This window comes from Pseudomonas sp. DWP3-1-2 (genome assembly GCF_049896285.1).
Classification (GTDB): Bacteria; Pseudomonadota; Gammaproteobacteria; order Pseudomonadales; family Pseudomonadaceae; genus Aquipseudomonas.
The window spans coordinates 239530-265209 of record NZ_JAFCTZ010000005.1 but is presented as its reverse complement, the minus strand read 5'-3'; the positions used below and the strand labels follow the sequence as shown (position 1 = coordinate 265209).

The window sequence follows — 25680 nt, the reverse complement described above, 5'->3', positions numbered from 1 at the left end:
TCCGGCGGCACTCTGCCCGGTAGCGCAGCTCGCGCTGAAACATCAACAGACCCTAAGGCCCCTTGAATGTCCAGCTCCAAAAAAGAACCGGCCTCCGAGCTTATTCGCGCCAAAGACGTCGGCGGTTTCGACGTCTGGTCCTTGCCAAGCTTCGATCCGCATCAAGCGCCCGAGCCCGAACCCGAGGCCGAGCCGGTTGAAGACGAACCGGCTGAAATGGAAGAAGTCCCCCTTGATGAAGTTCAGCCTCTGACCCTTGAGGAGCTGGAGCTCATTCGTCAAGAGGCCTACAACGAAGGCTTCGTCACCGGCGAAAAAGATGGCTTTCGCAGCACTCAACTCAAGGTCCGTCAGGAAGCGGAAGTGGCTCTGGCTGCCAAACTGGCCAGTCTTGAGCAACTGATGACCCACCTGTTCGACCCCGTGGCCGAACAGGACAGCCAGATCGAAAGAGGCGTGATCCTCCTGGTGGAGCACATTGCCCGCAAGGTGATTCAGCGTGAACTGACCACGGACTCAAGCCAGATCGGCAATGTGCTGCGCGATGCGCTGAAGCTGTTGCCGATGGGGGCGCAGAACGTCCGGATCTTCATCAATCCGCAGGATTTCGCCCAGGTCAAGGCACTGCGCGAGCGCCATGAAGAAACCTGGCGCATCCTGGAAGATGATGCCCTGCAAGCCGGCGGCTGCCGGATCGAGACCGAATACAGCCGCATCGACGCCAGTGTCGAGACGCGCGTTGCTCTGGCAGTGGCCAAGTTGTACGACCAGATGCACGAGCAGGCCCTGCATCCGGCAGAGGCCGATGTGAGCATTGACCTTGAGCAGCCAGTAGCGGCTACGAACGTTGTCAGCCCTGATGACGAGGCTCCCGATGCGCCTTGATCGCACCAGCTTCGGCAAACGCCTGGGGTCGTACGCCGAGTCCATTGATCTGCCCGCACAACCCGTTGTGGAGGGCCGCCTGCTGCGCATGGTCGGCCTGACACTGGAAGCCGAAGGTCTGCGAGCCGCCATGGGCAGCCGTTGTGTGGTGATCAACGACGACAGCCATTCTCCGGTGGAAGTCGAAGCCGAGGTGATGGGCTTTTCCGGTGGCAAGGTTTTCCTGATGCCGGTGGGCAGCGTTGCCGGTATCGCTCCCGGTGCGCGGGTGGTGCCTCTGGCCGATACCGGTCGTTTGCCCATGGGCATGGCCATGCTTGGGCGAGTGCTGGATGGCGCCGGTCGGGCGCTGGACGGTAAAGGCGGCATGAAAGCCGAAGACTGGGTGCCCATGGACGGCCCGACCATCAACCCCCTCAAACGCAATCCCATCAGCCAGCCGCTGGACGTGGGTATTCGTTGCATCAACGGGTTATTGACAGTAGGGCGCGGTCAGCGTCTGGGCTTGTTCGCCGGTACCGGCGTCGGCAAGAGCGTGCTGCTGGGGATGATGACGCGCTTCACCGAGGCCGACATCATCGTGGTAGGCCTGATCGGTGAGCGGGGCCGTGAGGTCAAGGAGTTCATTGAGCACAGTCTGGGTGAAGAGGGGCTCAAGCGTTCCGTGGTGGTGGCGTCACCCGCCGATGACGCGCCGCTGATGCGTTTGCGCGCGGCCATGTATTGCACGCGCATAGCCGAATATTTTCGCGACAAGGGCAAGAACGTCCTGTTGCTGATGGATTCCCTGACACGTTTCGCACAGGCTCAGCGGGAGATCGCCCTGGCGATCGGTGAGCCGCCAGCGACCAAGGGTTATCCGCCGTCGGTGTTCGCCAAATTGCCCAAGCTGGTGGAGCGCGCAGGCAATGCCGAAGCGGGCGGGGGATCAATCACTGCGTTCTATACCGTGCTGTCCGAAGGCGATGATCAACAGGACCCGATCGCCGACTCGGCGCGAGGCGTGCTCGACGGTCACATCGTGCTCTCCCGGCGGCTGGCCGAGGAGGGGCATTACCCGGCCATTGATATTGAAGCGTCCATCAGCCGGGTCATGCCCTCGGTGGTCAGCCCTGAGCACATGGGGCAGGCCCAGCATTTCAAGCAGCTATGGTCGCGCTACCAGCAGAGCCGGGATCTGATCAGCGTCGGCGCGTATGTGGCCGGTGGCGATCGGGAAACTGATATGGCCATCGCCCTGCAACCTGTGTTGGTTCGCTACCTGCGTCAGGGGCTGAACGACAACGAAAGCATGCCGGAAAGCAGTGCGCGCCTCGCGGCCGTGTTCAACCCAGCGGCGGGCGGCTGATAAGCCATGGCTAAAAGTCGTGCCGAGCGCCTGACGCCGGTGGTGGACATGGCGGAAGCCGCCGAGCGTGCGGCCGCCCAGCGACTGGGGCACTTTCAGGGCCAGGTTCGATTGGCGGAAGGCAAGCTTGAAGAGTTGGAGCAATTTCGTCTCAGCTATCAGCAGCAGTGGATCAACAAAGGCGGTACTGGTGTTTCCGGGCAGTGGCTGATGAACTACCAGCGCTTCCTCAATCAACTGGAAACCGCTGTCGGCCAGCAACGTAAAAGTCTGGAGTGGCATCAGAGCAACCTGAATCAAGCGCGGGATGTCTGGCAACAGGCTTATGCCCGAGTGGAAGGACTGCGCAAGTTGGTCCAGCGCTATGTGGATGAAGCTCGCAAACTCGAAGACAAACGTGAGCAAAAGTTATTGGATGAATTGTCCCAGCGGTTGCCGCGACACGACCCGCTCTAGACCGGCTTCAGGTTTGCCTGCGTGTTGATTTCCGGTTGAGGCCGTTCGATTACCGTTGCTGCCGTTAACCAGCGGTGCTACACCTTTGCTACGTTACGAAGATTTACTCAGGAATTTTCCTTATGTCAGTAACCTCCGAGCTCTCTCAAGACGGCCAGCAACTGACCATCTTTATTACCGGTCGCTTCGATTTCGCCTCCCATCAGGATTTTCGTAGCGCTTACGAAGCCCCAACCCTGACCCCGCCCGACAAGCTGAGTTATGTCGTCGACCTCAAGGGCACGAACTACCTGGACAGCTCGGCGCTGGGGATGCTGTTGCTGTTGCGCGATCATGCGGGCGAGCATTCAAAAATCCGTTTGGTGAACTGCAGCGCGGACGTCATCAAAATCCTGACGATTTCCAACTTCTCAAAGTTGTTCCCGATAGGTTGAGCCTGTGCAGCCTCTCTCCGAACGTCTGTGCATCCTGATTGCTGACGACAGCGCCACGGATCGCTACTTGTTGTCGACCATTATCGGTCGCCAGGGCCATCAGGTCTTGTGTGCCCGCGACGGCGCCGAAGCGGTTCAACTGTTTGAATCCACACGCCCACAGCTGGTGTTGATGGATGCCGTCATGCCGGTCATGGACGGTTTCGAAGCCGCGCGCCGGATCAAGCAGATGGCGGGCGAGTCCCTGGTGCCGATCATTTTTCTGACGTCGCTGACCGAGGGGGAGGCGCTGGCGCGTTGTCTGGATGCCGGGGGCGATGATTTCATTGCCAAGCCTTACAACCAGGTCGTGCTGACGGCAAAAATCAATGCCATGAATCGCCTCAGGTTGTTGCAGGAAACGGTCCTGCAACAACGTGACCTCATCAGCCGCCATCATGAGTACCTGCTCAACGAGCAGCGGGTCGCCAAAGAAGTCTTCGATCAGGTTGCCCATTCCGGCTGCCTGAATGCCCCCAATATTCGTTACCTGCAATCGCCCTACGCGTTGTTCAACGGCGATTTATTGCTCGCCAGTTACACGCCTGCCGGACACATGCACTTGTTGCTCGGCGATTTCACTGGGCATGGCCTGCCCGCTGCGGTGGGCGCCATGCCGCTTGCCGAGGTGTTTTACGGCATGACGGCCAAGGGCTTCGGGCTTGCCGAAACGCTGCGCGAGATGAATGCCAAGCTCAAGCGCATCCTGCCGGTGGATATGTTTTGCTGTGCGACGTTGCTGTGTATCAACTTCCAGCAGCGTCAGGTCGAGGTCTGGAATGGCGGCCTTCCCGATGGGTACTTGCTGCACACGGCCCGTGGCGAGCGTACCCGGCTGGTTTCCCGGCACCTGCCGCTGGGTGTTCTGGATGCCAGTGTGTTCGATGACAAGACCGAGGTTTATCCGCTGGCGCTGGGCGACCGGATTTTCCTGCTGTCGGACGGAGTGATCGACACCCGCAGCAGTGACGACGAACTGTTTGGTACGCAGCGTCTGATGTCGGTGTTTGATGCCAATCGCCACCCGCAACTCTTGATCAGCGAGATCCAGCAGGCGTTGAACGCTTTTGGCGGGCAGGCCCGTGACGACGTGAGCATGGTGGAAGTCATGGCGGTGGATCAGGCCACTCTGGGGCCGCAAACCGTCACCTATTCGGACAGCGGCGCGTCGAGCCCGCTGGATTGGTCGGCAACATTCGAGTTCCACGCCTCGACCTTGAGGCGCTTCAATCCGCTGCCCTATCTGTTGCAATTGCTGCTTGAGGTGCACGGTCTGCGCAGTCAAAGCGGGGCGTTGTACAGCGTGCTGTCCGAGCTGTACAGCAACGCCCTCGAGCATGGCGTGCTCGGGCTTGACTCGAAACTCAAAAGCGATGCGGCGGGGTTTGCCCGGTATTATCGAGAACGTGGCGAGCGGTTGGTTCAGCTCGATGCGGGGTTCGTCCGCGTACATCTGCGGGTGGTGCCAGTGGAAGGGGGCGGGCGACTTACCTTGCAAGTCGAGGACAGCGGCACCGGTTTCGACGCCGATACAATTCTGGCGTTGCCTCCTGCGGGTAATGAGCTGTACGGTCGCGGACTGGGTTTGGTCCGTCAATTGACCAAGCAGGCGTACTGGTCCGCGGACGGACGCACCGCCAGCGTGGAATTTTCCTGGGAGGGAATGGCATAATCCCCAGGCCATGTTGCCTCCCGACGCGGCTCGCGCCAAGACGGCAGCAGACCTCAGGTCTTGATCAAGGAGTGAACAAGTGTCGGACATTCATCTGGATTACAGTGTGTTGCGTGCGTTGCAGGAAATCATGGAGGACGAATACGCGACATTGCTCGATGTATTTCTTGATGACTCGGAACACCGCATGACCCGGTTGCGTCAGATGTTGAAGGGCCGCTCTGATGGCAGCGGCGTTTTCGACCTTCAGGAGCTGAGCCTGATGGCTCACAGCTTCAAAGGCAGCAGCGGCAATATGGGGGCGCTGCATCTGGCTGATCTGTGTCGCGAGCTGGAAGAGCGTAGCCGCCGTGAAGAAGTCCGTGGCCTTGAAGACCTGCTCGCCAGCATTGATATCGAATATGTCACGGTGCGCCGGCTGTTTGATGCCGAGCGTCAATTGCACAGTGTCCATCCGTGAATCGTTGATCCGTTACTGAGTGTGATCAATACGGGGTGGCGATCTGGCCCGTATCTTGCTCTAGTCTTCGTAACCAGCAATTTTTGCGGAGACTGACATGCCCCTTGCCTCTAATCCACTTCTTCAGACCACCGCCGTGGCAGCGTCCAAGGCCGGTGCTGCTAACAGCATGGGCAAGGTGGCGGAAAGCAATAGAGAGGAAAGCGCCCGCTTTTCCGACGTCTATGCCAAGCAGGCTCAGGCCAAGAACGCCGCCAATAACGACATGCCGGCCCGGCCTGCGCGTGACAAGGGCGTCCAGTCCAGGGACAAGGACGTTGCAGAGAAGGCTACGCCCGGCAAGGATGCTGCTGCCGTGGACCAGACGGCCGTTGCCGATAGCGGCAATGCCTTGCCTGCCGAGGCTGCCGCCGACTCTCGTGAGGAAGACCCCACCACTGATGGTGCGGTCGTTGCGTTGCCGGTTGAAACACCCGCATCTGACGTTGCGACGGATCCGTCCCTTGACCCCTCAGTGCAGGCGATGGTCCAGTTTGCAGTCGCACCCATCAAGGATGCTTCGACGACAGATGCTTCGGTGACAGATTCAGCGTTGACAGACGCTCAGATGAAAGAAGCGCCGTCCGCCGCGGCGCTATTGGTGACCTCTTCCGCTGATGCCGCGAGTGACGAGTCATTCGATCCGCAGGCCGACCCGTTGGCGGGTTTGCCAGCCTTGCAATTCGCTCTGGAAAACGCCAGCGCAAATGCCAAGGCCCAGGCTGCCGCGCAAAACGGTAACGCGGCTGCCAACGCTGACAAGGCAGGCACCAAGGACTCCGCCGACTCGGCCCAAAGCATCGCCAATAACCTGACGGCACTGGCCGATCAATTGCCCACGGACGAAACGAGTACCGAGAGCAGCGATAAATCCTTCAGCGGATTGCTTGACGGTGGGCTCAAGGATGTCAAAAGCGCCAGCGGCGATACCCGCGTGGACAACTTCGCTGAGCGTCTGGCTGCGATGAGTCAGGCTGCGCAGGCACCAAGAGCGGCACTGACGCCGGTTGTCCCCCTGATCAACCAGCCGCTGGCCATGCATCAAAGCGGCTGGAGTGAGGGGGTGGTCGACCGGGTCATGTACCTCTCCAGCCAGAACCTGAAGTCAGCGGAAATCCAGTTGGAGCCCGCTGAGCTCGGACGGCTGGACATCCGCGTCAACATGGCGACCGATCAGCAGACTCAAATCACCTTCATGAGTGCCCATGTGGGGGTTCGGGAAGCGCTGGAAAGTCAGATGTCCCGTTTGCGCGAGTCGTTCAACCAGCAAGGGCTGGGGCAGGTAGACGTCAACGTTTCGGACCAGAATCGCGGCTGGCAACAAGATCAGCAAGCCCAGGAACAGGCAAGCAGTAGCCAGCGTGGCTCTGGCGCCCGTGGCGGCTCGACGGGCCTGGACGGTTCAGGCGATGACTTGCCAGTGGATGCTGGAATCGCTGTGAGTCAGCCTGCAACGCGCGTGATTGGCTCCAGTGAGATCGATTACTACGCCTGAGTGGCGTCAGTGATCACCGACATGCAGGGCCAACGTGTTGACGAGGGGTGTTCCTGACAACACGACCCTCGCCAGGTCAGCTCGTTGCCCTTGCATGCTATCGCCTCGACAACGAAAACCCCCGCCATATCGCCTCTGCGACACCTTCCCCGCAACTCTGGCATAACACTTGCTCAATCCCTGTCACACATCAGCGAACCCCCGAATAGTGACGGATTATTGGCATGGCGAAGAGCGAAGACGTTGTTAAAGACCCCGCCTCCAAAGGCAAACTCAAGCTCATCATCGTTCTGATCGTGGCTTTGTTGCTCGCTGTCGGGCTGTCGGTTGGCGCGACCTGGTTTTTCATGCACAAGGCAGATGCCAAGCCCGATGCGGCCGTTGCCGTCGTAGATGCAAACGCCAAACAACCAGCGATCTTCGAACCCCTTACGCCAGCCTTCGTGGTCAACTTCAATGCCAATGGCCGACAGCGCTACATGCAGGTCAGCATTACGATGCTGGCACGCAATCAGGCCGACCTGGATGCGTTGAAGGTGCACATGCCGGTGATCCGCAACAATCTGGTGATGATGTTCGCGGGGATCCCGTTCGAATCGTTGGCAACTCCTATAGGTCAGGAAATGCTGCGCCAGAAGGCAACAGCCAGCGTTCAGGAAGTCGCCCAGAAAGAACTTGGCAAAACCGTGATCGAGCAGCTTCTTTTTACTAACTTCGTGCTGCAGTAGGATCACGACATGGCCGTGCAAGACCTGCTGTCCCAAGATGAAATCGATGCGTTACTGCATGGCGTCGACGATGGTCTGGTTCAGACCGAGCAAGCGTCCGATCCGGGCAGCGTCAAGAGTTATGACCTGACCAGTCAGGACCGGATCGTACGGGGCCGGATGCCGACCCTCGAGATGATCAACGAACGATTTGCCCGCTATACCCGCATCAGCATGTTCAACCTGCTGCGCCGTTCGGCGGATGTGGCGGTAGGGGGCGTGCAGGTCATGAAATTTGGCGAGTACGTGCATTCGCTGTACGTGCCGACCAGCCTCAATCTGGTGAAGATCAAGCCGTTGCGCGGCACTGCGCTGTTCATTCTGGATGCCAAGCTGGTGTTCAAGCTGGTGGATAACTTTTTCGGCGGCGATGGCCGGCACGCGAAAATCGAAGGCCGTGAATTCACGCCGACGGAATTGCGGGTCGTGCGCATGGTGCTGGACCAGGCGTTCATCGACCTGAAGGAAGCCTGGCAGGCGATCATGGAAGTGCACTTCGAGTACATCAACTCTGAAGTGAACCCGGCGATGGCCAACATCGTCGGGCCGAGCGAAGCGGTGGTGGTCTCCACGTTCCATATCGAACTCGACGGCGGCGGTGGCGATCTGCACGTGACCATGCCCTATTCGATGATCGAACCCGTGCGCGAAATGCTCGATGCCGGCTTTCAATCCGATGTGGATGATCAGGATGAGCGCTGGGTCAATGCCCTCAAGCAGGACGTGATGGACGTTTCGGTGCCGCTCAGTGCCACGGTCGCCCGTCGTCAATTGCTCCTGCGCGACATCCTGCATATGCAGCCGGGTGATGTCATTCCCGTGGAACTGCCGGAAACGCTGGTCATGCGCGCCAATGGCGTGCCGTCCTTCAAGGTCAAGCTGGGTTCGCACAAGGGGCATCTGGCCCTGCAAGTGATCGAGCCGATAGAGCGACGTTGACCTTTTTGTCGATGTCGAAATTTTGTTGTGTAACTGAATCAATGTTCGCCGAGGACAACCGATGGCTGATGAAAACGAAATAACGTCTGCTGAAGATCAGGCGTTGGCCGATGAATGGGCTGCGGCACTGGGGGAGTCCGGTGACGGCGGCCAGGACGACATCGATGCGTTGTTGGCAGCCGATGCCGGTCGCTCGGCGGCTTCCAGCCGTCTGGCGATGGAAGAATTCGGCAGCGTGCCTCGCAGCAGCGGTGGGCAAGTGACCCTGGATGGTCCGAACCTGGACGTGATTCTGGATATTCCCGTATCGATCTCCATGGAAGTCGGCAGCACGGACATCAACATCCGTAACCTGCTGCAGCTCAATCAGGGCTCGGTGATCGAACTCGACCGGCTGGCCGGCGAGCCGCTTGACGTACTGGTCAACGGAACCTTGATCGCTCACGGCGAGGTGGTGGTGGTCAACGAGAAGTTCGGCATCCGCCTGACGGATGTGATCAGCCCAAGCGAACGTATCAAGAAGCTGCGCTGAGTGAAGATGATGAAGCTTGCGGCAGCCTTGTTGCTCATGCCGCTCAGTGTTCTGGCCGCCGACCCCGCGGTGCAGGCGGCTGCGCCACAGGTGGCGAGTTCGTTGCCTTTGGGGATGGGTGGCCAACTGCTGCAGTTGCTGTTCGGGCTGCTGTTGGTGATTGGTCTGATCTTCCTCCTGGCCTGGGTGATGCGTCGCCTGCAGCGCAGCGGGCCGGGGAATCCCCAGCTCATCGAGCTGCTGGGTTCCCGTGCCCTGGGGCCGCGTGATCGTCTGGTGCTGGTGCAGGTCGGCAGCGAACAGATATTGCTGGGCGTCACGCCCGGGCGGATTACCCCGTTGCACGTGCTCAGCGAGCCGGTGCAAGTCCCGGTCCGCGAACAGGCTACGCCGGAATTTGCCCGCCGCCTGATGGAAATCATGGGCAACAAGGATCAGAAGGAAAAGAAGTAATGCCACGCATTGTGTTGATGCTTCTGCTGGTGTTGGCGGCGCCTGTGGCGTTCGGTGCCGATCCGTTGTCCATACCGGCGATCACCTTGTCCAACGGTGCCGACGGGCAGCAGGAATATTCGGTCAGCCTGCAGATCCTGCTGATCATGACCGCGCTGAGTTTTATCCCGGCGTTTGTCATGTTGATGACCAGCTTCACCCGGATCATCATCGTTTTTTCCATTCTGCGTCAGGCCCTGGGCTTGCAGCAGACACCGTCGAACCAGATTCTCACCGGCATGGCGTTGTTTCTGACCATGTTCATCATGGCGCCGGTATTCGACCGGGTGAATCAGGATGCCTTGCAACCGTATCTGGCCGAGAAGCTGACGGCGCAGGACGCAGTGGCCAAGGCTCAAGTCCCGATCAAGGACTTCATGCTGGCCCAGACGCGCACCAGCGACCTTGAGTTGTTCATGCGCCTCTCCAAGCGCACTGACATTGCGTCCCCCGATCAGGCGCCGCTGAATATTCTGGTCCCGGCGTTCGTGATCTCAGAACTCAAGACGGCGTTCCAGATTGGCTTCATGATCTTCATTCCGTTTCTGGTCATCGATCTGGTGGTGGCCAGCGTCCTGATGGCGATGGGGATGATGATGCTGTCGCCGCTGATTATTTCCCTGCCGTTCAAAATCATGCTGTTTGTCCTGGTGGACGGCTGGGCGCTGATTGTCGGTACGCTGGCCAGCAGTTTCGGTGGTGTATGACTTCTATTGAGTCGGAGTGCGTGCGATGACACCAGAAGTAGCTGTCGATCTGTTTCGTGAGGCGCTGTGGTTGACCACCGTGCTGGTTGCTGTACTTGTCGTGCCCAGCTTGCTGTGCGGGTTGCTGGTCGCCATGTTTCAGGCTGCCACCCAGATCAACGAACAGACCCTCAGCTTTCTGCCGCGCCTGATCGTGATGCTGATCACATTGATCGTCGCCGGCCCGTGGCTGCTCACGGTGTTCATGGAATACATACTGTCGTTGTACAGCAGTATTCCGACCGTGATCGGCTAGCGCTGTGGATCCTGTCCTTGCACTGACTGACGGGCAGATCGGCACCTGGGTGGCCAGTTTCATGCTGCCGCTGTTTCGTATCACGTCGTTATTGATGACCATGCCTATCTTTGGTACGACCCTGGTGCCAGGACGCGTGCGCCTGTACCTCGCATTGGCGATCACGATGGTGATCGCACCGGTTTTGCCACCCATGCCCCAGGTCCACGCGCTGGACCTCAGTGCGCTGCTGCTCATTGGTGAGCAGATCATTATCGGTGCCGGGCTGGGGTTGTTCCTGCAGTTGTTCTTTCAGGCCTTCGTCATTGCCGGGCAGATCATTTCCACCCAGATGGGGATGGGGTTCGCCTCCATGATCGACCCCACCAACGGGGTTTCTGCGGCAGTGATCGGCCAGTTCTTCACCATGCTGGTGACCTTGATGTTTCTCGGGATGAACGGCCATCTGGTGGTGCTCGAAACGCTGGTCGAAAGCTTCACCACATTGCCGGTGGGCAGTGGCCTTATCCGTTCCAACTTCTGGGAGCTGGCCAATAGCCTGGGCTGGGTGATGGGGGCCGCACTGACGCTTGTGTTGCCTGCGATCACCGCCCTGCTGGTGGTCAATATCGCCTTTGGTGTCATGACCCGCGCCGCGCCACAACTGAATATCTTCTCCATCGGGTTTCCACTGACGCTGGTGTTGGGCATGGGCATCCTGTGGATTAGCCTGGGTGACATCATCAATCAATATCAACCGATGGCCGCCGATGCACTTCGGACATTGCGCGATATGGTGAGGGCACGCTGAAATGGCCGAAAACGAGAATGGTCAGGACAAGACAGAAGACCCCACGGACAAAAAGAAAGCGGATGCCCGAAAAGAGGGGCAGATTGCTCGATCCAAGGAACTCAACACGCTGGCGATCATGATGGTCGGTGCCGGTGGGTTACTGGTTTTCGGCAGCGGGATAGCGCAAATGATGATGGAGCTGATGCGCTCCAATTTCACCATCAGCCGCGAAATGCTGATGGATCAAAGCTACATGGGCAAGATGCTCCTGAGCTCCGGCTGGGCGGCCTTGACCACCATGCTGCCGCTGTTGGTGGCGCTGATGCTCGCCTCATTGATCGCACCGATGTCGTTGGGCGGCTGGCTGTTTGCGGCCAAGTCCATGGCCCCCAAATTCAGCCGGATGAACCCGGCCTCCGGCCTCAAACGCATGGTGTCGAGTCATGCGTTGATTGAGTTGCTCAAAGGCCTGGGCAAGTTTGTGGTGGTCCTCGTCGTGGCGCTAGCGGTCCTGAGCAAGGAAAAAGCCGATCTGATTTCCATCGCTCACGAACCCCTGGAAATGGCCGTCATTCACAGCTTGCAAGTGGTGGGCTGGAGTACGTTATGGATGGCCTGCGGTTTGATCATCATCGCCGCGATAGATGCGCCCTACCAGGTGTGGGAAGCCCACAAAAAGCTGCTGATGACCAAGCAGGAAATTCGGGATGAGCACAAGGATTCAGAAGGGAAGCCCGAGGTCAAACAGCGGATTCGTCAGTTGCAGCGGGAAATGTCTCAGCGCCGGATGATGGAAGCGGTGCCCAATGCCGATGTGATCATCACCAACCCGACCCACTTTGCCGTTGCGCTCAAGTATGACCCGGAGCAGGGTGGGGCACCGATGCTGGTGGCCAAGGGAACGGACTTCATGGCCCTCAAGATTCGTGAAATCGGTGCTCACCATCAGATTCTGATTCTCGAATCGGCGGGGCTGGCGCGTTCGATCTATTACAGCACCGAACTGGACCAGGAAATCCCGGCCGGGCTTTATCTGGCGGTGGCGCAGGTGCTGGCGTATGTCTATCAGATTCGGCAGTACCATTCGGGTCGCGGCAAGCGGCCGGATCCGTTGGGGGACATCACCATTCCGCCGGATTTGAGGCGGGATTCCTGATGGTGTGGCCTGAGCTTTGCGCAGGTCTGTAGCGTATTGCCTTGCGAGCTTGTCACCGTTGAGGCGTCCTTAAGGCTTTGCGACTTTGGGTGCGCGTCTCGGATCGGGTAGCACTCACACCATTTTCAGCGTTGCGGACTGAGGTTCCGTCCTGACGGCCGGGTCCATTTTGTCGTGGCAAAATAGACGAAAACCGTTTGCGCTGACGTCCGGCCCCTGCTTCGCAGGGGGTCCTTCGCTTCAGTGTCGTGGTGGGGCGACGCGCCGACGGGCCATCCATGGCCCAACGGCGCTCGCTCGGCATCCATGCCGAGCGCACCCCACCCCAACACCTCCACTCAGCCTCCCGACGCGCGTTTGGCGGTGTCTGGGCTATCGCGGTTCGGAAAAGCCAGAATCAACTGCCGAGGCGATTTTCCAGAGGGGCCTCGGCTCGTTGGAGCGAGCGGGCGGCGTTCCGACTTGCCCGCGAGGACGCCGGTACAAAGTGGTTTTTTGTTTTAGAAGTCGCCGTAAGAGCGTAAAGGTGACTATGCCTCACCGCCCTAATGGATGCACATCCCTCGCAGGTCTGCATCAACCGATGCCTGCACAAACCTTCTAGGCATTGCCCAGACGCGGGGGTTAAATACCTGAGAAATCCGCCTCGCAGGTGCTGCATGACCACTCACAACTGGATCGACCTGGCCCAGGATGCCGACACGGGCATTGAGACCCTGCGCGCGCATTTCGAGGGCCACGCCTACGACCCGCATTGGCATGACAGCTATCTGGTGGGCGTCACCGAGCAAGGGGTTCAGCAGTTTCACTGTCGGCGGGCAAAGCATCAAAGTACGCCGGGCAAGGTGTTTCTGCTTGAGCCGGGTGACATTCATGATGGCGAAGCCCCGACCGAAGACGGTTTCACCTACCGCATGCTGTACCTCGATCCACAGTGGCTGACACGGGAACTGAGTGCGGTGTTCGACAACGCTCCCGACAACAGTGAATTGAGCTTCGCTAACACGTTGGCCACCGACGTGCATCTGGCACATGCCACCAGCCTGGCATTTCAGACCCTGCATCAGGGTGAGCTGAAGATCGTCCGCCAGACCGCCCTCGACGGTTTGCTCGAGCGCCTGACCAGCCATTTGCACTGGCGCACTCGCTATGGCGAAGACCCGCGTCTGCCCCTGGTGGCGCAGAAGGCTCGGGAATATCTGCACGCCAACGCCCACCTTGACATCGGTCTTGACCAACTGGCCTTTGTTACGGGCGTCGATCGCTTCCGTCTGACTCGCGCCTTCAAGGCCGCTTATGGCATTGCACCTCATGCGTATCTGGTGCAGTTACGCCTGACCACGGCGCGCCGAATGTTGGCTCGGGGCGAACAACCTGCGAGGGTGGCCATGGAGCTGGGGTTCGCCGATCAGAGCCATCTGGGGCGGTGGTTTGTGCGCGCGTACGGCCTCACGCCAGCGCTCTACCGCAAGCGTTGCTCAAATCTTCCAGACAGATGACACGGCGGTTCGTGAAGATTGATTTCAATGATCTTCACCGGAGTTTGCCCGCCATGTTGCCCTCTTTCCCGACGTTTTTGCCTTTCCTGTTGTTTGCTTTCGTGGCGTCTATCACGCCGGGTCCGACCAATATTCTGGTGTTGAGTAACAGTGCTCGATACGGGTTGGCAGCCGCCATGCCGATTATCTTCGGCGCCTGCGCCAGCGCTGCGACCATTGTGCTGCTGGTCGGTGCCGGGGCGGGCTCGTCGCTGTCCGCTTTGCCCGTCGTGCAAGCCACGATGCAGTGGGTCGGCGTGGCTTGGTTGAGTTACCTCGCGTGGCAGATTTTCAGCGCGCCGGCAGCTGCCCTGGAGACTTGCAGCACCGACGGCCGACTCGGGCTGGTGGGGGCCGCCAGCCTGCAATTGATCAACCCCAAGACCTGGATGATGGCGCTGGCCGTCGTCAGTGTGTTCGCCGGGGCGGGCGAGCAACGCCTGACTCATGTGGCCTGCCTGTCATTGGCATTTTTCCTGATTTCGCTGCCGTGCCTTGGCGTTTGGGCGCTACTGGGTGCTGGTTCCAGACGCTGGTTGCGCTCACCTCGGGTGATGCAGCGTTTCAATCGCTGGATGGCTTTATTACTGCTGGCGTCCGCCTGGCTGAGTGTGCTGATGTGATCCACGCGTCGGCATGCCGGAGCACCAAGCCCTGCCACCACTTCTCCTAATGTTGCCTCTTTGTTCACTATTGGAAAGCTTCTTGCAACAAGCCAACCCAGGTCGCCTTTGGCGTCAAAGTTTTGGTTTAGCGCAGGTGAAGAATCGGTGGATCGCTCTCAATTAATCAGCAGCGCACGCAGCAATCTCGCGGGTCTCGGCCGAGGGCAGTTGGGTGTGCCTTTGCTGCTGCTGGTCATGATGGCAATGATGATGTTGCCCATGCCGCCGTTTCTGCTGGACGTGTTTTTTACCTTCAACATCGCGCTCTCCATCGTGGTACTGCTGGTCTGTGTGTACGCCCTGCGTCCACTGGATTTCTCGGTTTTCCCGACCATTCTGCTCGTCGCGACGCTGCTCCGGCTGGCGCTGAACGTCGCCTCCACGCGGGTGGTGATGCTGCACGGTCAGGATGGTCATGCCGCGGCCGGTAAGGTGATTCAGGCTTTCGGTGAAGTGGTGATCGGCGGTAACTACGTCGTGGGTATCGTGGTTTTCTCCATCCTGATGATCATCAACTTCGTTGTAATCACCAAGGGTGCCGGGCGGATTTCCGAGGTGAGCGCGCGTTTCACCCTGGACGCGATGCCGGGCAAGCAAATGGCAATTGACGCCGACCTGAACGCCGGGCTCATCGATCAGCCTGAAGCCAAGCGTCGTCGTCTGGAAGTCGCCCAGGAGGCCGAGTTCTACGGCTCCATGGACGGTGCCTCGAAGTTCGTTCGCGGTGACGCCATCGCGGGTCTGTTGATCCTGTTCATCAACCTCATCGGCGGCATCCTGGTGGGCATGATGCAGCACAACATGACGTTTGCCGACGCAGGCAAGATTTATACCCTGCTAACCATCGGTGACGGTTTGGTGGCGCAATTGCCATCACTGCTGTTGTCCACCGCTGCCGCGATCATGGTGACCCGTGCTTCCGGTTCGGAAGAGATGGGCAAGCTGATCAATCGCCAGATGTTCACTTCCCACAAGGCGCTGGCGGTGTCGGCCGGTATCATGATTGTCATGGGCCTGGTGCCGGGCATGCCGCACTTTTCCTTCATCAGCCTCGGGCTGGTGGCGGGCGGTGTCGCCTATCTGCTGTGGAAAAAACAGAACGTGGTCAAGGTTCAGGCGCTGGAAGAGGTCAAGCGCCAGCAGGAAATGTTGCCGTCCCCGACCCGTGTCCAGGATTCCAAGGAGCTGGGCTGGGATGACGTGACGCCGATCGACATGATTGGTCTTGAAGTGGGTTATCGATTGATTCCGCTGGTGGACCGCAATCAGGGTGGTCAGTTACTGGCTCGGATCAAGGGCGTGCGCAAAAAGCTCTCGCAGGAGCTGGGCTTTCTCATGCCCACCGTGCATATCCGCGACAACCTCGATCTGGCCCCCAGCGCCTATCGCTTGACGCTGATGGGTGTGACGCTGGCTGAAGCCGAGATCTACCCTGACCGCGAGCTGGCGATTAATCCGGGTCAAGTATTCGGCACGCTCAACGGCATCACCGCCAAGGACCCGGCGTTCGGTCTGGAAGCGGTCTGGATCGAAATCAGCCAGCGCAGTCAGGCGCAGTCCTTGGGTTATACCGTGGTCGATGCCAGTACCGTAGTGGCAACCCACCTCAATCAGATCCTCTACAAACACTCTCATGAGCTGATTGGTCACGAAGAAGTCCAGCAATTGATGCAATTACTGGCTAAAAGCTCACCAAAACTGGCTGAAGAGCTGGTGCCGGGGATCCTGTCACTGTCAGCGTTGCTCAAGGTTTTGCAGTCGCTTCTGGCCGAGCAAGTGCCTGTTCGCGACATTCGCAGTATCGCTGAGGCGATCGCCAACAACGCCATGCGGAGTCAAGATACCGCCGCTTTGGTTGCAGCCGTGCGCGTCGGACTGAGCCGCGCAATCGTCCAAAGCATTGTAGGCATTGAGCCGGAGCTGCCTGTTATCACTCTGGAACCAAGGTTGGAACAGATATTGCTCAATAGTTTGCAGAAGGCCGGTCAGGGTCAGGAAGAAGGCGTTCTGCTTGAACCAAGCATGGCAGAAAAGCTCCAGCGTTCGCTGATCGACGCGGCGCAGCGTCAGGAGATGCAGGGCTTGCCAGTGATCCTTTTGGTTGCAGGTCCGATTCGCGCCATGTTGTCACGGTTTGGACGGCTGGCTGTACCGAACATGCATGTGTTGGCGTACCAGGAAATTCCTGACAATAAGCAAGTCACCATCGTAGCGACTGTCGGGCCTAACGGCTGAGGTAGTGAGTCATGCAAGTTAAGCGATTTTTCGCCGCCGATATGCGTCAAGCCATGAAGCTGGTTCGAGATGAGCTGGGCGCGGAAGCGGCCATCATCGGTAACCGGCGCATTGCCGGTGGCGTGGAGCTGACTGCAGCGCTGGATTACAAGCTTTCTGCGTTGGCCCCTCGGGTGCCGAACATTGAGCTTGAAGACGAACTGCGTAAGACCCAATCCCGAATTGTCTCTGCCCAGGCCGAGCTGAATAATCGTGGCGACAGTGACCCTTCGGTCAACCGTCAGTTGTTCGCCGGCATGCCACTCAGCGCCGCTGATACGCACATCGAGCCGACGCTCGAAGAGCCGCCGCGTCCTTTTGTCCAGGCCCAGACCGCTCCGGCCGAACCGGCAGGCGGGCAGCGTGCCTACGAAAACATGCGCTTTGAACTCAACGGTCTGCGTGAGCTGCTGGAAGTCCAGTTGGGCTCGCTGGCCTGGAATCAACTGCAGGGCAGCCGGCCGCAACAGGCCAACCTGTGGCGTCGCCTGCAGCGTATCGGTTTGTCCGGTCCGCTGTCCCGTGACCTGTTGGCGATGGTCAGCGAAATAGAAGAGCCTCGTCAGTCCTGGCGCATGCTGCTGGCCCACCTGGCACGGATGATTGCCACCCCGGAGGTCGAACCGCTGGAAGAAGGGGGTGTCATCGCCATGGTCGGCCCGGCGGGCATGGGCAAGACGACCACGCTGGCCAAACTGGCGGCGCGCTATGTGTTGAAGTACGGCGCGCAGAACATCGCGCTGGTCAGCATGGACAGCTTTCGCATCGGTGCCCAGGAACAGCTCAAGACGCTGGGCCGCATCCTCAACGTGCCGGTGACCCATGTCGACCCGGGCCAGTCTCTGGCTCAGGCCCTGGATCCGCTGCTGCGCAAGCGCGTCGTGCTGATTGACACCGCCGGCCTGCAAGCCAGCGACCCGGCCCTGCGCATGCAGCTCGAAAGTCTGGCCGGGCGTGGCATCAAGGCACGCAATTACCTGGTGTTGGCAACGACCAGTCAGAAGCAAGTGCTGACCGCTGCCTACCACAGTTACAAGCGTTGCGGTCTGGCCGGGTGCATCCTGACCAAGCTGGACGAAACCGCGAGCCTGGGTGAAGTACTCAGTCTGGCGATCAGTCATGAACTTCCCGTGGCCTACCTGACTGACGGGCCGCGTATTCCTGATGATTTACACCTTCCTCGCAGGCACCAACTGGTCTCCCGTGCGGTCAATGTGCAGATGCAGGAAGAACCGAGCGAAGAAGCGATGGCGGATATGTTCGCCGACCTTTACCACAACCCAAGCAAGCGGGTGGGTTAGGTGAAACGAACTACTGAAATTTACCTGCATCGATGGTCTGCCACGCATTGTTCCGAAGCGAACGTGCAGCCGCCAATGTGGCTTCGGTCTACGCAAGACAAGGTAATGAATAAACATGGGTAGCATGCATCCCGTACAGGTGATCGCGGTGACCGGCGGCAAAGGTGGCGTCGGTAAGACTAACGTGTCAGTGAATCTATCGCTGGCCTTGGCTGAGCTTGGCCGGCGCGTCATGCTGCTGGACGCCGACCTTGGCCTGGCCAATGTCGACGTGCTGCTGGGTCTGACGCCCAAGCGAACCCTTGCCGATGTGATTGAAGGCCGTTGCGAATTGCGCGATGTGCTCCTTCAGGGGCCTGGCGGGATCCGCATCGTGCCGGCCGCTTCCGGTACCCAGAGCATGGTGCACCTGACCCCGGCGCAGCATGCCGGTCTGATCCAGGCCTTCAGCGACATCGGCGATAACCTGGACGTGCTGGTCATTGACACGGCCGCAGGTATTGGCGAATCGGTGGTGAGCTTCGTGCGCGCCGCTCAGGAAGTGCTGTTGGTGGTGTGCGATGAACCCACGTCGATCACTGACGCCTACGCCTTGATCAAACTGCTTAACCGCGATTACGGCATGAACCGCTTCCGCGTCCTGGCCAACATGGCTCAGAGCCCGCAGGAAGGTCGCAATCTGTTTGCCAAGCTGACCAAAGTGACAGACCGTTTTCTGGACGTTGCCCTGCAGTACGTGGGCGCCGTCCCTTACGATGAGTGTGTGCGCAAGGCTGTGCAGAAGCAGCGGGCCGTTTATGAAGCCTTCCCGCGCTCCAAATGCTCCCTGGCCTTCAAGGCGATCGCGCAGAAAGTCGACACCTGGCCGTTGCCGGCCAACCCCCGCGGTCATCTTGAGTTTTTCGTCGAGCGACTTGTCCACCAGACATTTGCGGGGCCTGTCCAATGACAGCCAGCGGCTACCAGATGTACAGCAAAGCTTCCAAGAACTCGCAGTACGAACTGATCGAGCGCTACGCGCCGCTGGTCAAGCGTATCGCCTATCACTTGCTGGCGCGTCTGCCGGCCAGCGTTCAGGTCGAAGACTTGATCCAGGCTGGGATGATCGGGCTGCTTGAGGTCTCCACCAAATACGACTGCACCAAGGGCGCGAGCTTCGAAACCTATGCGGGTATTCGTATCCGGGGTGCGATGCTTGATGAGGTGCGTAAAGGGGATTGGGCGCCACGTTCGGTTCACCGCAATACGCGCATGGTCAGTGACGCAATTCGCTCAATTGAAGCTAAAACGGGTCGTGACGCTAAAGATCATGAAGTTGCGGCCGAACTCCAATTGAGTCTCGATGATTATTACGGGATTCTGAACGATACCTTGGGCAGCCGGCTGTTCAGTTTCGACGACCTTTTGCAGGACGGCGAACATGAAGGTCTGCACGAGGACGGCGCAAGCGGGTCGCTTGAGCCCTCGCGGGATCTGGAAGATGAGCGTTTCCAGGCCGCATTGGCGGATGCGATTGCCAATCTTCCGGAGCGTGAGCGACTGGTCTTGGCGCTGTATTACGACGAGGAGCTCAACCTCAAGGAAATCGGTGAGGTCCTGGGGGTTAGCGAATCGCGAGTCAGCCAGTTACACAGCCAGTGCGCAGCTCGTTTGCGAGGGCGTTTGGGGGAATGGCGAGCGCGTTGACAGGTATGGCGCGTTCTTGTGGATGCGCTGTTCGTGGACGCCGGCTGTGCAAAGCGTTGTTTGGGAAGAGATGGACAAGGCGGGAACCGGTCTTGCGTGAGTGATGCGTGCTGTCGGAAGGGTTTTGCCTTTCTGTCGATCGCCGATTTCTGCCCGGTTCCTTGAATGTTGATTTACCAAGCCCGTCGTCGTTTTAGTGCAGCCGATGTGAGCTGTGCCGGTATTGATTGAACAGCGCGTTCAGGTGCTGAACGCGTTAAAGACTGCTTGGAGGTCGAATTGGACAAGAACATGAAAATCCTCATCGTTGATGACTTCTCAACGATGCGGCGGATCATAAAAAACCTGTTGCGGGATTTGGGATTCACCAATACTTCCGAAGCCGATGATGGAATCACTGCGCTGCCAATGTTGCAGAGCGGTTCATTTGATTTTCTGGTGACTGACTGGAACATGCCTGGCATGTCCGGCATCGACCTGCTGCGCCAGGTGCGCGCCGACGAACGACTCAAGCACCTACCGGTGCTGATGGTCACGGCCGAAGCCAAGCGTGACCAGATCATCGAAGCGGCCCAGGCCGGTGTTAACGGTTATGTTGTGAAGCCATTTACGGCTCAAGTGCTGAAAGAAAAGATCGAAAAGATCTTCGAGCGCGTCAATAGCTGATGTTTGCCGCGAGGGCGCTATGGAGCATAAAGAGTCATCAATGGGCGACTTTGAGTCGACCCTCAAAAAGCACGCGACAGAACTGGTAGCGAGCCTCGAAAAAGGCCGTTTCGGCGATGCCGTGCAATTGATCCATGAGCTGAACCAGACTCGTGATCGAGGCTTGTATCGCGAGGTCGGCAAGCTTACCCGCGAGCTGCACAGTGCAATCGTCAATTTCCAGATTGACCCGAACATGCCCCAGGCCGAAGAAGTGTCCCAGATCACGGACGCGACTGAGCGCTTGTCGTATGTTGTCAAACTCACGGAAAACGCTGCCAACCGGACCATGGATCTGGTCGAGCAAAGCACGCCGCTGATGAACGGCCTGAGCACCGACGCCAAGGCGTTGAGCGAGGACTGGGGACGTTTCATGCGCCGTGAAATCGGCGCTGAAGAGTTTCGTGAGCTGGCCAAACGGGTTGACGGTTTCCTGACGCGCAGCGAGCAGGAAACCCATGAGGTGGCCACCCACCTCAATGACATTCTGCTGGCTCAGGATTACCAGGACCTTACCGGTCAGGTCATCAAGCGCGTCACGCAGTTGGTCACTGAAGTAGAAAGCAATCTGCTCAAATTGGTGCTCATGGCCAGTCAAGTCGATCGCTTCGCAGGCATCGAACATGACGATGCAGCCATCCTCGCAGAAAAAGATCCACAAAAAGGTCTCTCTCAGGGTGAAGGTCCGCAGATTCATGCCGATAAACGAGTAGACGTTGTGTCCGGACAGGACGATGTAGACGATCTGCTATCGAGCCTGGGCTTCTAAGTCTGTTGACGGTTAATTTTAGGGAGCACCCCAATGAGCTTCGGCGCCGATGAAGAAATCCTTCAGGATTTTCTGGTAGAGGCCGGCGAAATTCTAGAGCAGTTGTCCGAGCAGCTGGTCGAGCTGGAAAGCCGACCTGATGATGCAGACTTGCTTAATGCAATTTTTCGCGGTTTTCACACTGTAAAAGGCGGCGCCGGCTTCCTCCAGCTCCATGAGCTGGTGGAGTGCTGCCATATCGCCGAAAACGTTTTCGACATCCTGCGCAAGGGCGAACGTCGCGTCGACTCCGAGTTGATGGACGTGGTCCTTGAAGCGCTGGATGCGGTCAACGGCATGTTCAGCCAGGTTCGCGAACGGACCGACGTCACGCCAGCCACGCCTGAGTTGCTGGAGGCACTGGCGCGTCTGGCCGAGCCGGCTTCTGCAGACGAGGCGGCCGCAGCGCCGGCGCCGGTCGAACAGGCTCCCGCCGAACCTGCGTCTGACGAAATTACCGACAACGAATTCGAACTGCTGCTGGACTCGCTCAATGCGGTCAAGGCTCAGGCCGCCGAATCCGGCAGTGCTCCTCCTGTACCGGTCACAGCGCCCGCCGCTGCATCGGCCAGCGACGAGATCAGCGACCAGGAATTTGAATCGTTGCTTGACCAGTTGCATGGCAAAGGCCAGTTCGCGCCTGACGCCGTTGCGGCTCCCGCCGCTGCTTCCCCTTCGGTCTCGGCCCCGGCGGCCAGCGCCGGTGCATCGGCCAGCAACGAAATCACTGACGACGAGTTCGAAGCCTTGCTGGATCAGTTGCACGGCAAGGGCTCATTCGACGCGGGTGCGGCGGCAACGCCCGCGCCTGTTGCGGCCGTTGCAGCGCCTGCGGCCAGCCCGGCTGCCTCCGCGAGCAACGAAATCACCGACAACGAATTCGAAGACCTGTTGGATCAACTGCACGGTAAAGGCAAGTTCGAGCCTGAAGCGGTAGCGGCGGCCTCCGTCGCGGCGGTAGCTGCCAAACCGGCTCCGGCGCCTGCTGCGGCCAAGCCCGATGTTCCTGCTGCGGCAGCCAAGCCAGCTCCCGCTCCAGCGCCGGCCAAGGCTGCGGCGCCTGCACCAGCCAGGGCTCCGGCCGCGGCGGCCCCTGACAAGCCGGCTTCCGAGGCCGAAACCACCGTTCGGGTCGACACGGCGCGTCTGGACGAGATCATGAATATGGTCGGCGAACTGGTGCTGGTGCGTAACCGTCTGGTGCGCCTGGGGCTCAATAACGGCGACGAGGCCATGTCCAAGGCCGTTTCCAACCTGGATGTGGTAACGGCTGATCTGCAAACAGCGGTGATGAAAACCCGCATGCAGCCGATCAAGAAAGTCTTCGGCCGCTTCCCGCGACTGGTTCGTGACCTGGCTCGCCAGCTCAAGAAAGAGATCAACCTGGAACTGGTGGGTGAAGAAACCGACCTGGACAAGAACCTCGTCGAGGCCCTTGCCGATCCGCTGGTCCACTTGGTGCGCAACGCGGTCGACCACGGTATCGAGACCCCGGAAGAGCGCGAGGCTTCGGGCAAGTCCCGTGGCGGTCGCGTGATTCTCTCCGCAGAACAGGAAGGCGACCACATCCTGTTGTCGATTTCGGATGACGGCAAAGGCATGGACCCTAACGTCCTGCGTGCCATCGCGGTAAAACGCGGGGTGATGGACAAGGATGCTGCTGACCGTCTGAGCGATAGCGACTGCTACAACCTGATTTTCGCCCCGGGTTTCTCGACCAAAACCGAGATTTCCGACGTGTCGGGTCGTGGTGTGGGCATGGACGTGGTGAAAACCAAGATCGCCCAGCTCAATGGCTCGATCAATATCTATTCCACCAAAGGCCAGGGCTCGAAGATTGTCATCAAGGTCCCGTTGACCCTGGCGATCATGCCGACGCTGATGGTGATGCTCGGCAACCAGGCGTTCGCGTTTCCGCTGGTCAACGTCAACGAGATTTTCCACCTCAACCTGTCGACCACCAATGTCGTCGATGGTCAGGAAGTGGTCATCGTGCGGGACAAGGCACTGCCGCTGTTCTATCTCAAGCGCTGGCTGATCAGCTCGGCGGCTCACGAAGAGCAGGGCGAAGGCCATGTGGTGATCCTGTCGGTCGGTACCCAGCGAATCGGTTTTGTCGTCGATCAACTGGTAGGCCAGGAAGAAGTGGTGATCAAACCGCTGGGCAAGATGTTGCAAGGTACGCCAGGCATGTCGGGCGCCACTATTACCGGTGACGGTCGCATTGCCTTGATTCTTGATGTACCGAGCATGCTCAAGCGTTACGCCGCACGGCGTATTTGATTCTGGTGTCGTGGGCGACTCATGTCGCCTGCGTGGCCTAACGGAGTGTTTATGGCAGTTAAGGTCCTGGTGGTGGATGATTCCGGTTTTTTCCGCCGCCGCGTCACGGAAATCCTTTCTTCGGACCCCAACATCCAGGTCGTCGGTACGGCCACCAACGGCAAGGAAGCGATTGAGCAGGCTCTGGCGCTCAAACCCGATGTGATCACCATGGACTACGAAATGCCGATGATGGATGGCATCACTGCCGTGCGTCATATCATGCAGCGCAGTCCGACTCCGGTATTGATGTTCTCCTCGCTGACCCATGAAGGCGCCCGCGTTACGCTGGACGCGCTGGATGCTGGCGCGGTGGATTTCCTGCCCAAGAATTTCGAAGACATCTCGCGTAATCCCGAGAAGGTCAAACAACTGCTGTGCGAAAAAGTGCACAGCATTTCCCGCAGCAATCGTCGCCTGGGTGCTTACAGCGCGCCCGCACCGGCAGCCTATGCGCCGCCCGCCGCCAGCACACACAGCGCGCCCGCCACGACCCGCAGCAGTCCCGCACCGCGACCGACAGTGACCCCCGCGCCGTCCGCTTCAGGTTCAGGCAGCTACGGGGCTTCCTCGCCGACGCCCAAGCGCAAGGCCTACAAGCTGGTTGCCATTGGGACGTCCACGGGTGGTCCGGTTGCCTTGCAGCGAGTCCTGACCCAGTTGCCGGCCAACTTTCCGGCACCCATTGTGCTGATCCAGCACATGCCCGCTGCCTTCACCAAGGCATTTGCCGAGCGTCTGGACAAGCTGTGCCGGATAAACGTCAAGGAAGCGGAGGACGGCGATATGTTGCGTCCTGGTCTGGCCCTGTTGGCGCCCGGTGGCAAGCAGATGATGATCGACGGCCGGGGCGCGGTGAAAATCCTGCCGGGGGATGAGCGTCTCAATTACAAGCCTTGCGTGGATATCACCTTTGGCTCGGCGGCCAAGTCCTATGGCGACAAGGTGTTGGCCGTGGTGCTGACCGGCATGGGTGCGGACGGTCGTGAGGGTGCCCGCCTGCTCAAACAGGGCGGCAGTCATATCTGGGCTCAGGACGAAGCCAGTTGCGTGATCTACGGGATGCCCATGGCCATTGTCAAAGCCAATCTGGCGGATGCGGTGTACAGCCTGGACGATATTGGCAGGCATCTGGTCGAGGCGTGCATCTGATGGATGTGTTGAGTCTGATCGGCCTGACCCTCGCATTTGTGGCAATCATTGGCGGCAATTTTCTTGAAGGCGGGCACCTTGGCGCGTTGGTCAATGGTCCGGCGGCGTTGATTGTGCTGGGCGGCACGCTGGGCGCCTCGATGCTTCAGTCGCCCATGAGCGCGTTCATGCGCGCCATTCAAATTGTCCGCTGGATTCTGTTTCCCCCGCGTATCGATCTGGCGGGCGGAATCGACCGAGTCGTCAACTGGAGCCTCACCGCACGCAAGGAAGGGCTGCTTGGCCTGGAGTCGGTGGCTGATACGGAACCTGACGCCTATTCGCGCAAAGGTCTGCAGTTGTTGGTGGATGGCGCGGAACCCCAGGCGATTCGCAGTATTCTGGAGGTGGATTTCATCACCCAGGAAACCCGCGATATCCAGGCGGCCAAAGTGTTTGAAAGCATGGGCGGCTACGCGCCTACCGTCGGGATCATCGGCGCTGTGATGGGGTTGATCCACGTCATGGGCAACCTGGCGGACCCCAGTCAGTTGGGCAGTGGTATTGCCGTGGCGTTCGTCGCCACCATCTATGGCGTCGCTTCGGCCAACCTGATCCTGTTACCGATTGCCAGCAAGCTCAAAGGGATTGCGTTGCGGCAGTCGCGTTATCGGGAAATGCTGCTGGAAGGCCTGTTGTCCATCGCCGAAGGTGAAAACCCGCGCTCCATTGAACTCAAGCTGCAAGGCTTCATGGAGTAAT

The 25680-nt window shown here is 59.2% G+C and carries 26 protein-coding genes; all 26 read left to right on the top strand.

The annotated features are described in order from the left end of the window. The first annotated feature begins 66 nt into the window (after positions 1 to 66). Positions 67 to 885, top strand: coding sequence for a flagellar assembly protein FliH (gene fliH, locus ACP7B0_RS14655; protein ID WP_426142121.1), 819 nt, complete (start codon positions 67 to 69; stop codon positions 883 to 885). Further along, entirely contained in the window at positions 875 to 2233 is a 1359-nt protein-coding gene (gene fliI / locus ACP7B0_RS14650) for a flagellar protein export ATPase FliI (RefSeq protein WP_426142120.1), read from the top strand. The genes fliH and fliI overlap by 11 nt, the downstream gene beginning before the upstream one ends. A gap of 6 nt (positions 2234 to 2239) precedes the next feature. Beyond that, the gene (gene fliJ, locus ACP7B0_RS14645) at positions 2240 to 2689 is read left to right on the top strand and encodes a flagellar export protein FliJ (RefSeq protein ID WP_426142119.1); all 450 of its coding nucleotides are present in this window, start codon (positions 2240 to 2242) and stop codon (positions 2687 to 2689) included. A 122-nt stretch (positions 2690 to 2811) separates the two neighbouring features. Beyond that, positions 2812 to 3123 carry an STAS domain-containing protein gene (locus tag ACP7B0_RS14640; RefSeq protein ID WP_426142118.1) on the top strand — a complete coding sequence of 104 codons (312 nt, stop codon included), beginning with the start codon at positions 2812 to 2814 and terminating at the stop codon, positions 3121 to 3123. Positions 3124 to 3127: 4 nt separating this feature from the next. Then, positions 3128 to 4834 carry an ATP-binding SpoIIE family protein phosphatase gene (locus ACP7B0_RS14635; RefSeq protein WP_426142117.1) on the top strand — a complete coding sequence of 569 codons (1707 nt, stop codon included), beginning with the start codon at positions 3128 to 3130 and terminating at the stop codon, positions 4832 to 4834. A gap of 130 nt (positions 4835 to 4964) precedes the next feature. Next, complete coding sequence (locus tag ACP7B0_RS14630; protein WP_426142182.1) at positions 4965 to 5294, top strand: Hpt domain-containing protein; 330 nt, start codon at positions 4965 to 4967, stop codon at positions 5292 to 5294. Positions 5295 to 5391: 97 nt separating this feature from the next. After that, complete coding sequence (locus ACP7B0_RS14625; RefSeq protein WP_426142116.1) at positions 5392 to 6828, top strand: flagellar hook-length control protein FliK; 1437 nt, start codon at positions 5392 to 5394, stop codon at positions 6826 to 6828. A gap of 224 nt (positions 6829 to 7052) precedes the next feature. Continuing rightward, positions 7053 to 7556, top strand: coding sequence for a flagellar basal body-associated protein FliL (fliL, locus tag ACP7B0_RS14620; RefSeq protein ID WP_426142115.1), 504 nt, complete (start codon positions 7053 to 7055; stop codon positions 7554 to 7556). Between the two features lie 9 nt (positions 7557 to 7565). After that, positions 7566 to 8534 carry a flagellar motor switch protein FliM gene (gene fliM, locus ACP7B0_RS14615; RefSeq protein ID WP_426142114.1) on the top strand — a complete coding sequence of 323 codons (969 nt, stop codon included), beginning with the start codon at positions 7566 to 7568 and terminating at the stop codon, positions 8532 to 8534. Between the two features lie 61 nt (positions 8535 to 8595). Continuing rightward, positions 8596 to 9066 carry a flagellar motor switch protein FliN gene (gene fliN / locus ACP7B0_RS14610; protein ID WP_426142113.1) on the top strand — a complete coding sequence of 157 codons (471 nt, stop codon included), beginning with the start codon at positions 8596 to 8598 and terminating at the stop codon, positions 9064 to 9066. A gap of 9 nt (positions 9067 to 9075) precedes the next feature. Continuing rightward, positions 9076 to 9519, top strand: coding sequence for a flagellar biosynthetic protein FliO (gene fliO, locus ACP7B0_RS14605; protein ID WP_426142181.1), 444 nt, complete (start codon positions 9076 to 9078; stop codon positions 9517 to 9519). Continuing rightward, entirely contained in the window at positions 9519 to 10265 is a 747-nt protein-coding gene (gene fliP / locus ACP7B0_RS14600) for a flagellar type III secretion system pore protein FliP (RefSeq protein ID WP_426142112.1), read from the top strand. The genes fliO and fliP overlap by 1 nt, the downstream gene beginning before the upstream one ends. Before the next feature lie 25 nt (positions 10266 to 10290). After that, positions 10291 to 10560, top strand: coding sequence for a flagellar biosynthesis protein FliQ (gene fliQ / locus ACP7B0_RS14595; protein WP_426142111.1), 270 nt, complete (start codon positions 10291 to 10293; stop codon positions 10558 to 10560). Between the two features lie 61 nt (positions 10561 to 10621). Continuing rightward, positions 10622 to 11350, top strand: a complete 729-nt coding sequence (fliR, locus tag ACP7B0_RS14590) for a flagellar biosynthetic protein FliR (RefSeq protein ID WP_426142180.1) — start codon at positions 10622 to 10624, stop codon at positions 11348 to 11350. A gap of 1 nt (position 11351) precedes the next feature. Continuing rightward, complete coding sequence (gene flhB, locus ACP7B0_RS14585; protein WP_426142110.1) at positions 11352 to 12488, top strand: flagellar biosynthesis protein FlhB; 1137 nt, start codon at positions 11352 to 11354, stop codon at positions 12486 to 12488. A 659-nt stretch (positions 12489 to 13147) separates the two neighbouring features. Next, the gene (locus tag ACP7B0_RS14580) at positions 13148 to 13987 is read left to right on the top strand and encodes an AraC family transcriptional regulator (protein WP_426142109.1); all 840 of its coding nucleotides are present in this window, start codon (positions 13148 to 13150) and stop codon (positions 13985 to 13987) included. A 53-nt stretch (positions 13988 to 14040) separates the two neighbouring features. After that, a complete protein-coding gene (locus tag ACP7B0_RS14575) occupies positions 14041 to 14649 on the top strand; it encodes a LysE family translocator (protein ID WP_426142108.1) in 609 nt (202 codons plus the stop codon). 147 nt (positions 14650 to 14796) lie between these two features. Continuing rightward, on the top strand, positions 14797 to 16926 hold the full coding sequence (flhA, locus tag ACP7B0_RS14570) for a flagellar biosynthesis protein FlhA (protein ID WP_426142107.1): 2130 nt from the start codon (positions 14797 to 14799) through the stop codon (positions 16924 to 16926). 11 nt (positions 16927 to 16937) lie between these two features. Continuing rightward, on the top strand, positions 16938 to 18266 hold the full coding sequence (gene flhF / locus ACP7B0_RS14565; protein WP_426142106.1) for a flagellar biosynthesis protein FlhF: 1329 nt from the start codon (positions 16938 to 16940) through the stop codon (positions 18264 to 18266). A gap of 115 nt (positions 18267 to 18381) precedes the next feature. Further along, positions 18382 to 19215 carry a flagellar synthesis regulator FleN gene (gene fleN / locus ACP7B0_RS14560; protein ID WP_020294161.1) on the top strand — a complete coding sequence of 278 codons (834 nt, stop codon included), beginning with the start codon at positions 18382 to 18384 and terminating at the stop codon, positions 19213 to 19215. Then, positions 19212 to 19952, top strand: a complete 741-nt coding sequence (fliA, locus tag ACP7B0_RS14555; RefSeq protein WP_426142105.1) for an RNA polymerase sigma factor FliA — start codon at positions 19212 to 19214, stop codon at positions 19950 to 19952. Before fleN ends, fliA begins: the two co-directional genes overlap by 4 nt. Before the next feature lie 291 nt (positions 19953 to 20243). Next, positions 20244 to 20618, top strand: a complete 375-nt coding sequence (locus ACP7B0_RS14550) for a chemotaxis response regulator CheY (protein ID WP_426142104.1) — start codon at positions 20244 to 20246, stop codon at positions 20616 to 20618. A 19-nt stretch (positions 20619 to 20637) separates the two neighbouring features. After that, on the top strand, positions 20638 to 21426 hold the full coding sequence (locus ACP7B0_RS14545; RefSeq protein ID WP_426142103.1) for a protein phosphatase CheZ: 789 nt from the start codon (positions 20638 to 20640) through the stop codon (positions 21424 to 21426). A gap of 33 nt (positions 21427 to 21459) precedes the next feature. Next, positions 21460 to 23748 (top strand): chemotaxis protein CheA, encoded by a 2289-nt coding sequence (locus ACP7B0_RS14540; RefSeq protein WP_426142102.1) that lies wholly within the window; start codon positions 21460 to 21462, stop codon positions 23746 to 23748. Positions 23749 to 23799: 51 nt separating this feature from the next. Then, the gene (locus ACP7B0_RS14535) at positions 23800 to 24939 is read left to right on the top strand and encodes a protein-glutamate methylesterase/protein-glutamine glutaminase (protein ID WP_426142101.1); all 1140 of its coding nucleotides are present in this window, start codon (positions 23800 to 23802) and stop codon (positions 24937 to 24939) included. After that, a complete protein-coding gene (locus ACP7B0_RS14530; protein ID WP_426142100.1) occupies positions 24939 to 25679 on the top strand; it encodes a flagellar motor protein in 741 nt (246 codons plus the stop codon). The genes ACP7B0_RS14535 and ACP7B0_RS14530 overlap by 1 nt, the downstream gene beginning before the upstream one ends. Position 25680 lies beyond the last annotated feature (1 nt).